The organism is Micromonospora sp. AKA38 (genome assembly GCF_027925725.1).
Lineage (GTDB): Bacteria > Actinomycetota > Actinomycetes > Mycobacteriales > Micromonosporaceae > Micromonospora.
The window spans coordinates 46,510-59,545 of sequence record NZ_BNEI01000004.1; the positions used below are offsets into that span (position 1 = coordinate 46,510).

The window sequence follows — 13,036 nt, forward strand, 5'->3', positions numbered from 1 at the left end:
CGGGCGCCGCCGGGTCAGCGGCTCCGGTCGGCCGAGCGCGCGGCCTGCGCCCGCGCGGTCAGTTCCGCGGCCAGCTCCCACGCGTCGGCCAGGTCCCGGTCGACCGCCGCCGCGCCCGCCCCACCGGCGGTGTCCGCGTGCACGGTGGCCAGCCGCAGCCGTCGCTGCGCCGGCCCCTGGGTGACCCGCACGCTCTGGATCCGGGCGTACGGCACCAGCGTCACCGAGCGCGTCAGCAACCCGGACCGGGCCACGAAGACCCGCTCGTCGAGCCCGACGCCGACCACCGCCCGACTCAGCGGGCGCAGCCAGCGGGCCCGGCGCGGCGGCGGCGTGCCGGGCAGCGCGTCCAGCCGCACGCCGGGCAGCACCTCGGCCACCACCCGCTCGCCGGTGCCGGCGTCGCCGACCGGCAGCAGCCGGTCCGGGCGGTTCCGGTCGTCCGGCTCGCCGGCCGAGTAGCCGGCCACCTCCAGCCGCAGCCGCAACCAGCCCTTCATCCGCCAGAGCAGCGGCCAGGTCACCCCGACGGTCTGCACCCGGTGCAGCGGCACGGTCTGCACCCGCGTCTCCAGCAGCCCGTTGTGCACCCGGAGCGTGTCGCCGTCGGCGTCCAGCCGGAAGCTCCAGTCGTCGAGCACCCGGCGGACCGGTTGCAGCAGCACGCCGGCCATCGCGGTCAGCGTGCTGGCCACCGCGATGAACGACCAGGAACCCTCGGACAGGAACTGCGCCACCACGAACGCCAGACCGAACGGCAGCAGGAACGCCTGCGGCGTGAGCAACTGGCTGACCAGCAGATCCTGATTGCGTACGGCGTGCAGCCGCCGGCCGGCCGGGGCAGGGGTGGATGGCGCGCCGACCGTGGCCGGCGCGGACGCCGGGGCGCGGCCGGCCACGGCGAGCAGCCGCTGGCGCAGCGCGGCGGCCTCGGCCACCCCGAGGTACGCCAGCGGCGCCTCGGTCTTGCCGCCGCCGACCACCTCCAGCCGCAGCTCCGCCAGCCCGGTGAGCTGGGCCAGCAGCGGCCGGACCACCTCCACCGCCTGCAACCGTTCCAGCGGGATGGCCCGGGTACGCCGCCACAGCAGCCCCTCGTACACCCGCAGCTCCCGGCCGACCACGTGGTAACCGGTGTTCCACCAGCTCACCACGGACAGCACGGTGGCGCCGAGGACGAAGACCGCGACCAGCGCGGCGAACCAGCCGAACCCGACCCGGGACAGGGTCGACCAGGAGAGCCCGGCGATCACCACGACCAGCGACTTCGCGCCGTGCAGCGCGGGACTCAACGGGTGCAGCCGCTGTCGCGGCTCCGTCTCGCCCGGCGGCCCCCACGGCGCCGGCACCCACGCTCCGGGAGGCGGCGGCACCGGCCCGGACCCGGGGCCCGGCGCCGGCTGCGGACCCGCCCCGGGCCACGGACCCGGAGCAGGCCCGGGTGCTGGGGCGGGGCCGGGCGGTGGGGTGGACGGCGGACCGTGGACCGGCGGTGGCGGCCACTGCTGCCCGTCCGTCACGGCTCGCTCCTCGCGCTCGCGGTGCCGTCCTTCGTTCGCGACTGCGGGGCTCGCAGGACCGGCTCGCTCCTCGCGCTCGCGGTGCCGTCCTTCGTTCGCGACTGCGGGGCTCGCAGGACCGGCTCGCTCCTCGCGCTCACAGGCCCTCCGCCCGGTCCTCGCCCAGCGCGGTGAGCCGGTCGCGCAGCCGCGACGCCTCGGCCGGCCGCAGGCCGGGCACCCGGGCGTCGCTGGCCGCCGCGGCGGTGTGCAACTGCACGGTGGCCAGGTCGAAGGCGCGTTCCAGCGGACCGGCGCTCACGTCGACGAACTGCATCCGCGAATACGGGACGATGGAGAGCCGCCGCACCAGCAGGCCGTGGCGCACCAGCAGGTCGTCGGCGCGCTCGGCGTACCCCCAGGCCCGCACCGCGCGCACGATGGTGACCACCCGCCACGCGGACAGCAGCAGCGCCACCGCGACGGCGGCGCCCAGCAGCCAGTGCCCGGAGAGCGCCCAGGCCGTGCCGAGCACCACGAGCGCCACGGCGAGACCGATGCCGAGCCGGATCAGCTCCACCCAGATCAGGTCGCGGGAGATCGGCTGCCAGCGGACCGTGTCCGGCCAGGGCTCCAACGGGCCGGGCGGGGACGCCGGCCGGCCGGCGTGGCCGTCGGCGCTCACCGGGGGGAACCGCCGCGTCCACCGGCGGCGCGGAATCCGATCGTCTGCGCGCTCACGCTTCGAGCGTAGGCGATCCGGGCAGCGGCACCACCTCGCGCAGGAAGCCGCGCGCGTCGAGGAAGTCACCCAGCGAGGCGCGGTGCGCCGGGCAGGCCAGCCAGGTCTTGCGCCGGTCGGGCGCGTGCAGGCGGGGGTTACGCCAGCGCAACTGGAACACCGCGGGGGCGCGACACCCCCGCGCCGAGCAGATCGGCGCGTCATCAGGGCGGGGAGTGGTCACCGGGGCGAGTCTAGAGCCGCACACCGGGGAGTTTTAGCGCCGGGCGGCCACGGGGGGAGCCGCCCGGCGACGGGGTGAATCGTACACGCGCCGGACCCCTTGTTGTCCACCCGTGTTCAGCGTTTTCCACCGGACTCCGACGGCGTGGCGAAAATCGTGCCTCTCCCACCCTCGGCTCTCAGCAAGGCATGACAGTCTTGACACGCACCACGCCGCGACGACTACCCAGCTGTGGAGGACCGGTGGCCCAGCCGACCACGCCCGACGTGCCGAACCCGACCGAGGCGACGCCGGACCCGCCGCCCCCGGCCGTCACCACCCCGGCGCAGGACGCCACGCTGCTGGAACGCGCGTTGTTCGAGATCAAACGGGTGATCGTCGGGCAGGACCGGATGGTCGAGCGGATGTTCGTCGCGCTGCTGGCCCGGGGGCACTGCCTGCTGGAGGGGGTGCCCGGCGTGGCCAAGACGCTCGCCGTGGAGACGCTCGCCCGGGTCGTCGGCGGGTCCTTCGCCCGCGTCCAGTTCACCCCCGACCTGGTGCCCGCCGACATCATGGGCACCCGGATCTACCGGCAGTCCAGCGAGAAGTTCGACGTCGAGCTGGGCCCGGTCTTCGTCAACTTCCTGCTCGCCGACGAGATCAACCGGGCGCCGGCGAAGGTGCAGTCGGCGCTGCTCGAGGTGATGAGCGAACGGCAGGTCTCCATCGGCGGTGAGTCGCACCGGGTGCCCGACCCGTTCCTGGTGATGGCCACCCAGAACCCGATCGAGCAGGAGGGCGTCTACCCGCTGCCGGAGGCGCAGCGGGACCGGTTCCTGATGAAGATCGTGGTGGGCTACCCGACCGACGCCGAGGAGCGGGAGATCGTCTACCGGATGGGCGTGGCCCCGCCCGAGCCGGCCCGGGTGTTCGACACCCCCGACCTGATCGCGCTCCAGCGCAAGGCCGACCAGGTCTTCGTGCACAACGCGCTCGTCGACTACGCGGTCCGGCTGGTGCTGGCCACCCGCGCCCCGGCCGAGCACGGGATGCCCGACGTGGCCCAGCTCATCCAGTACGGCGCCAGCCCGCGCGCCTCGCTCGGCCTGGTCCGGGCCACCCGTGCGCTGGCGCTGCTGCGCGGCCGGGACTACGCGCTGCCGCAGGACGTGCAGGACATCGCGCCGGACATCCTGCGCCACCGGCTGGTGCTCAGCTACGACGCGCTCGCCGACGACGTGCCGGCCGACCACATCGTGCACCGGGTGATGTCGACCATCCCGCTGCCCGCGGTGGCCCCCCGTCAGCAGGCCACACCACCGCCACCGGCCGTGCCGCACAACGGGTGGCCCGGGCAGCGCCCGTGACGCCGCCCACCCGGCTGCCGGCCGCCGGCGAGCGCTCCGGCGCCGTGCTGGCCCGGCTCCAGCTCATGGTCACCCGCAAGCTGGACGGGCTGCTCCAGGGCGACTACGCCGGCCTGCTGCCCGGCCCGGGCAGCGAGGCGGGGGAGTCCCGGGAGTACCGGCCCGGCGACGACGTGCGCCGGATGGACTGGCCGGTGACCGCCCGCACCACCATGCCGCACGTGCGGCGTACGGTGGCCGACCGCGAACTGGAGACGTGGCTGGCGGTCGACCTCTCCGCCAGCCTCGACTTCGGCACCGGCCGCTGGCTCAAGCGGGACGTGGCGGTCGCCGCGGTGGCCGCGCTGGCCCACCTCACCGTGCGCGGCGGCAACCGGATCGGCGCGGTGGTCGGCACCGGCGCGACCACCGGTGCGCCGGGGACGCTGCTGCGGCTGCCCGCCCGGGGCGGACGCAAGGAGGCGCAGGGGCTGCTGCGCGCCGTCGCCGGCACCGAGATCCGCCCCGGGCGCAGCGACCTCGGCGCGCTGGTGGACGCGCTCAACCGGCCGCCCCGGCGGCGCGGTGTGGCGGTGGTGATCTCCGACTTCCTGTCACCGCCGGCGCAGTGGGGCCGGCCGCTGCGTAAGCTGCGGGTCCGCCACGACGTGCTGGCCGTCGAGGTGGTCGACCCGCGGGAACTCGAACTGCCCGACGTGGGGGTGCTGCCGGTGGTCGATCCGGAGACCGGGGAGCTGCACGAGGTGCAGACCGCCGATCCGGGACTGCGCCGCCGGTACGCCGAGGCGGCGGCCGCCCAGCGCGGGGCGATCGCCGCCGAGATGCGCGCCGCCGGCGCGGCCCACCTGCGCCTGCGTACCGACCGAGACTGGCTGCTGGACATGGTGCGTTTCGTCGCCGCGCAGCGGCACGCCCGTACCCGAGGGACGACCCGATGATCCGTTTTCTGCAACCGTGGTGGCTGCTGGCCGTGCTGCCGGTGCTGGCGCTCGCCGCCGCGTACGTCTGGCGGCAGTTGCACCGCCGGCAGTACGCGCTGCGCTTCACCACCGTCGACCTGCTGCGTACCGTCGCGCCCAAGGGGCTCGGCTGGCGGCGACACGCGGCGGCGACCGCGTTCCTGCTCTGCCTGCTGGTGTTGGCGACCGGGCTGGCCCGGCCGGCGATCGACACCCGGGAGCCGCTGGAACGGGCGACCGTGATGCTCGCCATCGACGTGTCGCTGTCCATGCAGGCCGACGACGTGGCGCCGAACCGGCTGGAGGCCGCGCAGGAGGCGGCCAAGCAGTTCGTCGGCGAGCTGCCGGAGAGCTACAACCTGGGCCTGGTCTCGTTCGCCAAGTCGGCGAACGTGCTGGTGCCGCCCACCAAGGACCGGGGCGCGGTGACCACCGCCATCGACGGGCTGGTGCTGGCCGAGGCGACCGCCACCGGGGAGGCGGTGTTCACCTGCCTAGAGGCGATCCGGTCGGTGCCGGCCGACGGCGCCGCCGGCATCCCGCCGGCCCGGATCGTGCTGCTCTCCGACGGCTACCGCACGTCGGGCCGCTCGGTGGAGGAGGCGGCCGCGGCGGCGCAGGCGGCCAACGTGCCGGTCTCCACCATCGCGTTCGGCACCGACTCCGGCCAGGTGGACATCGGCGGCCAGCTCCAGCGGGTGCCGGTGGACCGCAGCGCGCTGTCCCAGCTCGCGGAGACCACCCAGGGCTTCTTCTACGAGGCCGCCTCGGTGAGCGAGCTGAAGCAGGTCTACCAGGACATGGGCAGCTCGATCGGCTACCGCACCGAGCCGCGCGAGGTCACCCAGTGGTACGCGGGGGTCGCGTTGCTGCTGGCGCTCTGCGCCGGGGCGCTGAGCCTGCTGTGGACGTCCCGGCTGATCTGAGCCGGGCCGGGCCGGCGGTGGTCAGTGACCGCCGCCGGCCAGTACGAACAGGACGGCCACCCAGACGGCGGCGAGGGTGAAGCCCAGCGGTGCGGCGTAACGGCTCATGGTTGTGCTCCGTGGCGACTTCGGCCCGGTGAGGCGGGCCGTGCGGGGGACCGGGAGGGACACACACGAAGTCGTGACCGGGTGCTCCGCCGCGCGGCAGGGCCACCCCCGGCGGTGGAACGCCGGAGAGCGGGTGCGGTGCGGAGGGCGGGAAGCGGGTCAGCCGCGTCGACCGAGCCGTGGCTCAGCGGGGCTGACGGTGGGCCCGGCCACGACTGGGAGGATCGCTATCTCGCACAGCGATCACCTCCTGCGGTCGGCGGAGCCCGGAGCGCGGGCGCAGACCGGCCCGCAGACAGTGATCAGCGTACACCGGGGGTGGCGGTGTCGCGCGCCGGGCCGGGCGGGAGGACACGGCCGGCCGCTGAGCTGGGCGGGTTAGCGCTTACCTGTCGGTAACCCCTAGGCTCGCCACCGACCGAGAGATCAGACCGAGATTCAGGGGGACCCGTGGCCCGTACCGTGCTGGTGACCGGCGGAAACCGCGGCATCGGTCTGGCCATCGCGCAGGCCTTCGCCAAGCAGGGTGACCGGGTGGCGGTGACCCACCGGAGCGGGGACGCGCCGGAGGGGCTGTTCGGGGTGCGGTGCGACGTGACCGACGCCGAGTCGGTGGACGCCGCGTTCGCCACGGTGGAGGCCGAGCTGGGCCCGGTGGAGGTGCTCGTCGCCAACGCCGGCATCACCGACGACACGCTGATCATGCGGATGTCCGACGAGCAGTTCACCCGCGTGCTCGACACCAATCTGGCCGGCTCCTTCCGGGTCGCCAAGCGGGCCTCGACGAAGATGCTCCGGGCCAAGTGGGGCCGGATGATCTTCATCTCCTCGGTGGTCGGCCTCTACGGCGGCGCCGGCCAGGTCAACTACGCCGCGAGCAAGGCCGGCCTGGTGGGGGTGGCCCGCTCGATCACCCGTGAGCTGGGCGGGCGCAACATCACCGCGAACGTGGTGGCGCCCGGCTTCATCGACACCGACATGACCGCGGCGCTGCCCGAGGAGCGCCGCACCGAATACCGCAAGGCCATCCCGGCCGGCCGGTTCGCCCAGCCGGCGGAGGTGGCCGACGTGGTCACCTGGCTGGCCTCGGACGCGGCCGGGTACATCTCCGGCGCCGTCATCCCGGTCGACGGCGGCCTGGGCATGGGTCACTGACTGACGAGAGCACGGAGGAATTGCGCATGTCCGGACTCCTGGCCGGTAAGCGGCTGCTGGTCACCGGCGTCATCACCGACGCCTCGATCGCGTTCTCCGTGGCGAAGCTCGCCCAGGAGAACGGCGCCCAGGTCGTGCTCACCGGCTTCGGCCGCCTCTCCCTGGTGGAGCGGATCGCCAAGCGGCTGCCCGAGCCGGCGCCGGTGATCGAGCTGGACGTCAGCAACGACGAGCACCTGGCCGGGCTGGCCGACAAGGTGCGCGAGCACGTCGACGGCCTGGACGGGGTGGTGCACTCGATCGGGTTCGCGCCGCAGAGCTGCCTCGGCGGCGGGTTCCTCGACGCGCCGTGGGCCGACGTGGCGACCGCGTTGCAGGTCTCCACGTTCTCCTACAAGTCCCTCGCCATGGCGGCGTTGCCGCTGATGTCCGCCGGCGGCGCCGTGGTCGGCCTCACCTTCGACGCCACCAAGGCCTGGCCGGTCTACGACTGGATGGGCGTGGCCAAGGCCGGGCTGGAGTCCGCCTCCCGCTACCTGGCGTTGCACCTGGGCAAGCAGGGCATCCGCAGCAACCTGGTGGCCGCCGGCCCGCTGCGCACCATGGCCGCCAAGTCGATCCCCGGGTTCAGCCAGTTCGAGGACGCCTGGTCCGAGCGCGCGCCGCTGGGCTGGGACCTGTCCGACTCCGAGCCGGCCGCCCGGGCCTGCCTGGCGTTGCTGTCCGACTGGTTCCCGGCCACCACCGGCGAGATCGTGCACGTCGACGGCGGCTACCACGCCCTCGGCGCCTGAGCGGAAAGGAAGGGCCCCTTCTTAACGCCTGAGGCATAGGAAGGGGCCCCGCTTAACACCGACTCCCCGGGTCGTTACCGCGCTGAGCAGGGGGCGTCGCACGCGCGTCACGGCGGGCGGGGAAGAATGGGGCCATGGCGTACGACGCGTTGGTGCTGGTCTCCTTCGGTGGCCCGGAGCGGCCCGAGGACGTGCTTCCCTTCCTCCAGAACGTGACCCGCGGGCGGGGGGTGCCGCCGGAGCGGCTGGCCGAGGTCGCCGAGCACTACCTGCACTTCGGTGGCGTGTCCCCGATCAACCAGCAGTGCCGCGACCTGCTGGCGGCGATCCGGGCGGACTTCGCCGCCAACGGCGTCGACCTGCCGGTCTACTGGGGCAACCGCAACTGGGACCCGATGCTCGCCGACACGGTGGCGCAGATGCGCGACGACGGGATCACCCGGGCGCTGGCGTTCGTCACCAGCGCGTACGGCGGCTACTCCTCCTGCCGGCAGTACCAGGAGGACATCGCGTCGGCGCGGGCCGCGGTCGGTTCGGATGCGCCGCTGATCGAGAAGCTGCGCCAGTTCTGGGACCATCCGGGTTTCGTCGAGCCGCACGTCGACGCGGTCCGCGCCGCGCTGGCCCAGCTCGACCCGGCCCGGCGGGACAACACCCGGCTGGTGTTCACCGCGCACTCGATCCCGGCCTCGGCGGCCGCCACCGCAGGCCCGCACGGCGGCCGGTACACCGCCCAGATGGAAGAGACCGCCCGGCTGGTGCACGCCGCCGCCGCGCCCGACCTGCCGTACGACCTGGTCTGGCAGAGCCGGTCCGGCCCGCCGCAGGTGCCGTGGCTGGAGCCGGACGTCAACGACCACCTGACCAGCCTGGCCGAGCAGGGCGTGACCGCTGTGGTGGTGAGCCCGATCGGGTTCGTCTCCGACCACCTGGAGGTGGTCTGGGACCTGGACACCGAGGCGCTGGAGACGGCCAAACAGCTCGGCCTGGACTTCGTCCGCGCCGGCACCCCGGGCACCGACCCGCGCTTCGTGGCGATGGTCCGGGAGTTGGTCCTGGAGCGCACCGCCCCGGACGGGGAGCGGCTGCGCCGCCGGCTCGGCGAGTTGCCGGCCTGGGACACCTGCCCGGCGCTGTGCTGCGTGCCCTCGACCCGCCGGCCCTGAGCCCGACCGACCACCGACACACCCCTGGGGACGACACGATGCATGACCGCAAGCCGGTGCAGAGCTGGCTCACCGACATGGACGGCGTGCTGGTGCACGAGGGGCAGCCGGTGCCCGGCGCTCCGGAGTTCGTCAAGAAGCTGCGCGCCTCGGGCAAGCCGTTCCTGGTGCTGACGAACAACTCCATCTACACCCCGCGCGACCTCCAGGCCCGGCTGGCCCGGATGGGGCTGGACGTGCCGGAGGAGGCGATCTGGTCGTCCGCGCTGGCCACCGCCCAGTTCCTGGCCGACCAGCGGCCGGGCGGGACCGCGTACGTGATCGGCGAGGCCGGCCTGACCACGGCGTTGCACGCGGTGGGGTACGTGCTCAGCGACTTCGCCCCGGACTACGTGGTGCTCGGGGAGACCCGCACCTACAGCTTCGAGGCGATCACCAAGGCGATCCGGCTGATCGACGACGGCGCGCGGTTCATCTGCACCAACCCGGACGCCACCGGCCCGTCGGTCGAGGGGGCCCTGCCGGCGGCCGGCTCGGTGGCCGCGATGATCTCCAAGGCGACCGGCGTGGAGCCCTACTTCGTCGGCAAACCCAACCCGATGATGATGCGCTCCGCGTTGAACACCATCGACGCCCACTCGGAGTCGACCGCGATGATCGGCGACCGGATGGACACCGACATCCTGTGCGGGCTGGAGGCCGGGCTGGAGACCATCCTGGTGCTCACCGGCATCAGCACCCGGGCCGAGGCGGAACGCTATCCCTACCGACCGTCCCGGATCGTCGACTCGGTGGCCGACCTGATCGACGAGGTCTGAGCCGGCGGGCCTAGAGCCGCAGCGGGGCGTTGCAGGCGGCCACCAGCGCCTGCCGGCAGGCGGTGGTCAGCGGTCGGAGCGCCGCGTCCCGCTGCTGCGCCTCGTGGGTGTTCACCGCGCCGCCCGGGGCGCTCTCGCCGGCCAGGGCGAGCACCCGGTCCAGCACGGCGGCGCGGGCGAACAGCCGGCGGGACCGTGGGTCGAAGCCGGGTGGCAGGTCGGTGGCGCCGTCGGGGCGACGCAGTGCGGCGAGCGCGCCGGCCAGCTCGGGCCGCCACTGGGCGACGTCCAGCCGGGTCAGTGCCGCGGTCGTCTCGGCCAGCGCGGTGGCCAGTTCGGCTTCGGCCTCCGCCGCGCCCGGCGCGGTCAGGGACGCCTTCGGCGCGTCCGGCGGCAGCGCGTGGACCCGCCACAGCACCGTCTCCCAGGTCATCCCGGAGCCGGAGGTGTGCGTGCGGACCTCCGGCACCAGCCCGAGCCCGCTGGCCACCACCGCCTCGCCGGCCAGCAGCGCCGCCCCGGCGAACGCGCCGGGCCCGGGCAGCCCGCGCGGGTCGCCCGGTGCGGGCAGGACCAGGCGGATCTCGTCCGGGGAGTGCTTGGCCAGGCTCGGCAGCGCCTCCCGCAGCGACACGTCGGTCCAGGTGCCGGGCGCGTCCGCGACGAGGTGTTCCTCGTCGCCGGCGATGGCGTCGGCGACCTCGTCGAACGGCACCAGGCCGGCGCGCCAGGCGCGTACCCAGGCGACGAACCGGCTTGACCGGCGCGCAGCCAGCGTGGCCGCGCCCGTTGCGGGGGAGGACATGCGGAAAGGGTACGTGGTGGCCGCCGCCGCTGTCTCGGCTGCCGCACGGGTGGCGTGGCCTGCCCCCAACTACCCCGTTCGCACCGTTTCGTACATCCTCGGGTGGTGCCCGGGCCGGCGCGTCGGCGGGCGACCCGCCGGCCCGATGACTAGCGTGATCGCCATGGCGGGGCGATACGACGGGGACGTGCTGGCGGGCGACTGGCGGAGGCGGAAGGTGACCCCCGAGGTCGACGCCGAGCCCGACCTGGTGGTCGAGGACGCCGACTCCGGGTTCTGCGGCGCGGTGGTCGGTTTCGACTCGGGCGCCGTGGTGCTGGAGGACCGGCACGGTCGGCGGCGCAACTTCCCGCTGCTGCCCGCCGCGTTCCTGCTCGACGGCCGGCCGGTCACGCTACGCCGCCCGGCTCGCGCCCCGGTCCCGGCCGCCCGGCGTCGGACCGCCTCCGGCTCGGTCGCCGTGGACGGCGTGCGGGCGCAGGTCGCCAAGGCCAGCCGGATCTGGGTGGAGGGTGTGCACGACGCCGCGCTCGTCGAGCGGATCTGGGGCGACGACCTGCGCATCGAGGGCGTGGTGGTGGAGCCGCTCGACGGCATCGACGCGCTCGCCGACGAGGTGCGCACGTTCGCGCCCGGGCCGGGCCGGCGGCTCGGGGTGCTTGTCGACCACCTCGTCCCCGGTTCGAAGGAGAGCCGGATCGTGGCCCGGGTGACCTCACCCCACGTGCTGGTCACCGGTCACCCCTACGTGGACGTGTGGCAGGCGGTGCGGCCGGCGGCGCTGGGCATCGCGGCGTGGCCGGTGGTGCCGCCCGGGCAGCCCTGGAAGGAGGGCGTCTGCGCCGCGCTCGGGGTGGCCGAGCCGGCCGACATGTGGCGGCACATCCTGTCCCGGGTGGACAGTTTCGCGGACGTGGAGACGCCGTTGATCAACGCGATGGAGCGGTTGATCGATTTCGTCACCTTGCCGGGGTGAGTGGTTGCGGTCGCCCCCGGCCCGTCGGGTGCGGTGCTCGCGGCTCGGTTCCGCGGTCGGTGGGTGAGGTCTTGCGAGGCGCTACGAACTTGAGTACGCGGACGAGTCACCCCTGACCCGTCCACGTACTCAAGTTCGTAGGCGCCCGGGGATGCTCCTATGGAAGTCAAGGGGTGTTGAGGGTGGTGAAGTCAGCGAGGAGGGCGGTGTGGACCTCGCGGACGATGTAGCGCTTGAGGCAGCGCATGATTTCTTTCTTGTTGAGGCCTTGTTTGGTGCGTTTGTCGACGTAGGCGCGGGTGCGGGGGTCGTGGCGCATGCGGACCAGGGCGATGGTGTGCAGGGCTGAGTTGGCGGCTCTGTCGCCGCCTCGGTTGAGGCGGTGGCGATCGGTGCGTCCTGAGCTGGCGGGGATAGGCGCGGCGCCGCAGAGGTGGGCCAGAGCGGCTTCGGAGCGGAGTCGGTCGGGGTTGTCGCCGGCGGTGGTGAGTAGTTGTCCGGCGACGTCGGTGCCGATGCCGTAGACGGCGTGCAGGTGTGGGGCGGTGCGGGCGACGGCGGGTCGTAGCCGCCGGTCGGCTTGGGTGATCTCGGCGGTCAGGGCCTGGATCCGGGCGGCGATGGCGGTCAGGGCGGCTTTGGTGGCCTCGACGGGATCAGTGAGTCGGGTCTGGTCGACGGGTAGCGCGGCGCACCGGTCGACCAGCGGTGGTCCCGGCTGGCTGAGGTCGTGGCGCAGGGACTCCGGAGCAGAGGCGACCAGGCCGTGGAGCTGGTTGAGCGCGGCGGTGCGGGCCTTCACCGCGCCGCGGCGGGCCACCCGCAGGGCGCGGATGGCCTCGACCGGGCCGGTGCGGGTCTTCGGCGTGCCGCTGGCCAGTCCGGACAGGGCCGCCCGGGCTGCGGCAAGCGCGTCGAGAGGGTCGGACTTGCCCTTGGCCCGGCGGGCTCGCCGGGCCGGACGGTCGACCTCGACCACAGCGATGCCCTCAGCGGTGAGGTGGCGGGCCAGTCCCGCACCGTAGGTGCCGGTGCCCTCCACCCCAACCTTGATCACTGACCGAATCGGCGTAGCCAGGCCAGTAGTTGCCGGTAACCCGCCGCCGACGCGGGAAACTCCTGGTCACCCAGTACCCGGCCAGCACCGTCGATGACGGCGGCGTGATGAGTCTTACCGTGGGTGTCGACACCACCTGTGACCTGACGCTTCTTGGCTGCCATGCTGGAACCGTCGTCCCTCTCGCTTGCACCGAACAGGGTCGGCACGCACCGCCGGGACGGGCGGACAGGACAGTGACGGGACCTCTTGCACAGGCTCCTGACTTGTTGAATCGGGGGCAGACGCGAGGGTCTGCAGCCCATAGCGTCCAGGGCGCCGGTCGGCTCAGGTCCGCATGTTCCTTGCCGCCTTTGGGTTGGCTCACTGATAGCGTGCCACGCCGGCCGGCGCCCGGCCGTGGCGTGGCTCGACAGAGGCATGCGATCGATCTTCAAGTCAGGATGCCCACCACGGCGA

General features: G+C 73.8%; 14 protein-coding genes. 8 read left to right on the plus strand and 6 right to left on the minus strand.

Features of this window, described 5'->3' with window-relative positions:
* Positions 1 to 14: 14 nt before the first annotated feature.
* The 3 genes from TPA0908_RS15850 to TPA0908_RS15860 form a co-directional block, all read right to left on the minus strand.
* Positions 15 to 1,520, minus strand: a complete 1,506-nt coding sequence (locus TPA0908_RS15850; RefSeq protein WP_374709221.1) for a PH domain-containing protein — start codon at positions 1,518 to 1,520, stop codon at positions 15 to 17.
* Positions 1,521 to 1,656: 136 nt separating this feature from the next.
* Entirely contained in the window at positions 1,657 to 2,184 is a 528-nt protein-coding gene (locus tag TPA0908_RS15855) for a PH domain-containing protein (RefSeq protein ID WP_281938711.1), read from the minus strand.
* Positions 2,185 to 2,236: 52 nt separating this feature from the next.
* Complete coding sequence (locus tag TPA0908_RS15860; protein ID WP_107156855.1) at positions 2,237 to 2,464, minus strand: hypothetical protein; 228 nt, start codon at positions 2,462 to 2,464, stop codon at positions 2,237 to 2,239.
* Between the two features lie 242 nt (positions 2,465 to 2,706).
* Here TPA0908_RS15860 and TPA0908_RS15865 point away from each other — a divergent pair, with 242 nt between their 5' ends.
* The 7 genes from TPA0908_RS15865 to TPA0908_RS15895 all read left to right on the plus strand — a co-directional run bounded on the left by TPA0908_RS15865 (position 2,707) and on the right by TPA0908_RS15895 (position 9,739).
* Positions 2,707 to 3,813, plus strand: a complete 1,107-nt coding sequence (locus TPA0908_RS15865; protein ID WP_107156856.1) for an AAA family ATPase — start codon at positions 2,707 to 2,709, stop codon at positions 3,811 to 3,813.
* Complete coding sequence (locus TPA0908_RS15870; RefSeq protein WP_281938715.1) at positions 3,792 to 4,751, plus strand: DUF58 domain-containing protein; 960 nt, start codon at positions 3,792 to 3,794, stop codon at positions 4,749 to 4,751. The genes TPA0908_RS15865 and TPA0908_RS15870 overlap by 22 nt, the downstream gene beginning before the upstream one ends.
* Positions 4,748 to 5,698, plus strand: coding sequence for a VWA domain-containing protein (locus TPA0908_RS15875; protein ID WP_107156857.1), 951 nt, complete (start codon positions 4,748 to 4,750; stop codon positions 5,696 to 5,698). The genes TPA0908_RS15870 and TPA0908_RS15875 overlap by 4 nt, the downstream gene beginning before the upstream one ends.
* 558 nt (positions 5,699 to 6,256) lie before the next feature.
* Positions 6,257 to 6,961 carry a beta-ketoacyl-ACP reductase gene (gene fabG / locus TPA0908_RS15880; RefSeq protein WP_281938718.1) on the plus strand — a complete coding sequence of 235 codons (705 nt, stop codon included), beginning with the start codon at positions 6,257 to 6,259 and terminating at the stop codon, positions 6,959 to 6,961.
* 26 nt (positions 6,962 to 6,987) lie between these two features.
* Complete coding sequence (gene fabI, locus TPA0908_RS15885; protein WP_107156859.1) at positions 6,988 to 7,755, plus strand: enoyl-ACP reductase FabI; 768 nt, start codon at positions 6,988 to 6,990, stop codon at positions 7,753 to 7,755.
* Between the two features lie 134 nt (positions 7,756 to 7,889).
* Entirely contained in the window at positions 7,890 to 8,921 is a 1,032-nt protein-coding gene (locus tag TPA0908_RS15890) for a ferrochelatase (protein ID WP_281938720.1), read from the plus strand.
* The gene (locus TPA0908_RS15895) at positions 8,870 to 9,739 is read left to right on the plus strand and encodes an HAD-IIA family hydrolase (RefSeq protein WP_281939320.1); all 870 of its coding nucleotides are present in this window, start codon (positions 8,870 to 8,872) and stop codon (positions 9,737 to 9,739) included. The genes TPA0908_RS15890 and TPA0908_RS15895 overlap by 52 nt, the downstream gene beginning before the upstream one ends.
* 10 nt (positions 9,740 to 9,749) lie before the next feature.
* Here TPA0908_RS15895 and TPA0908_RS15900 read toward each other — a convergent pair whose 3' ends face one another.
* Positions 9,750 to 10,544: a hypothetical protein gene (locus tag TPA0908_RS15900; RefSeq protein ID WP_107156861.1), complete on the minus strand. Its 795-nt coding sequence runs from the start codon at positions 10,542 to 10,544 to the stop codon at positions 9,750 to 9,752.
* Positions 10,545 to 10,707: 163 nt separating this feature from the next.
* On the opposite strand from TPA0908_RS15900, the gene TPA0908_RS15905 reads away from it, so the two are divergent.
* Positions 10,708 to 11,520 (plus strand): DUF3097 domain-containing protein, encoded by an 813-nt coding sequence (locus tag TPA0908_RS15905; RefSeq protein WP_281938723.1) that lies wholly within the window; start codon positions 10,708 to 10,710, stop codon positions 11,518 to 11,520.
* Positions 11,521 to 11,686: 166 nt separating this feature from the next.
* Here the strand turns inward: TPA0908_RS15905 and TPA0908_RS15910 are convergent, their stop codons facing one another.
* On the minus strand, positions 11,687 to 12,577 hold the full coding sequence (locus TPA0908_RS15910) for a transposase (protein ID WP_374709222.1): 891 nt from the start codon (positions 12,575 to 12,577) through the stop codon (positions 11,687 to 11,689).
* Positions 12,574 to 12,741: an IS110 family transposase gene (locus tag TPA0908_RS31795; protein WP_374709223.1), complete on the minus strand. Its 168-nt coding sequence runs from the start codon at positions 12,739 to 12,741 to the stop codon at positions 12,574 to 12,576. Before TPA0908_RS31795 ends, TPA0908_RS15910 begins: the two co-directional genes overlap by 4 nt.
* Between the last annotated feature and the right edge of the window lie 295 nt (positions 12,742 to 13,036).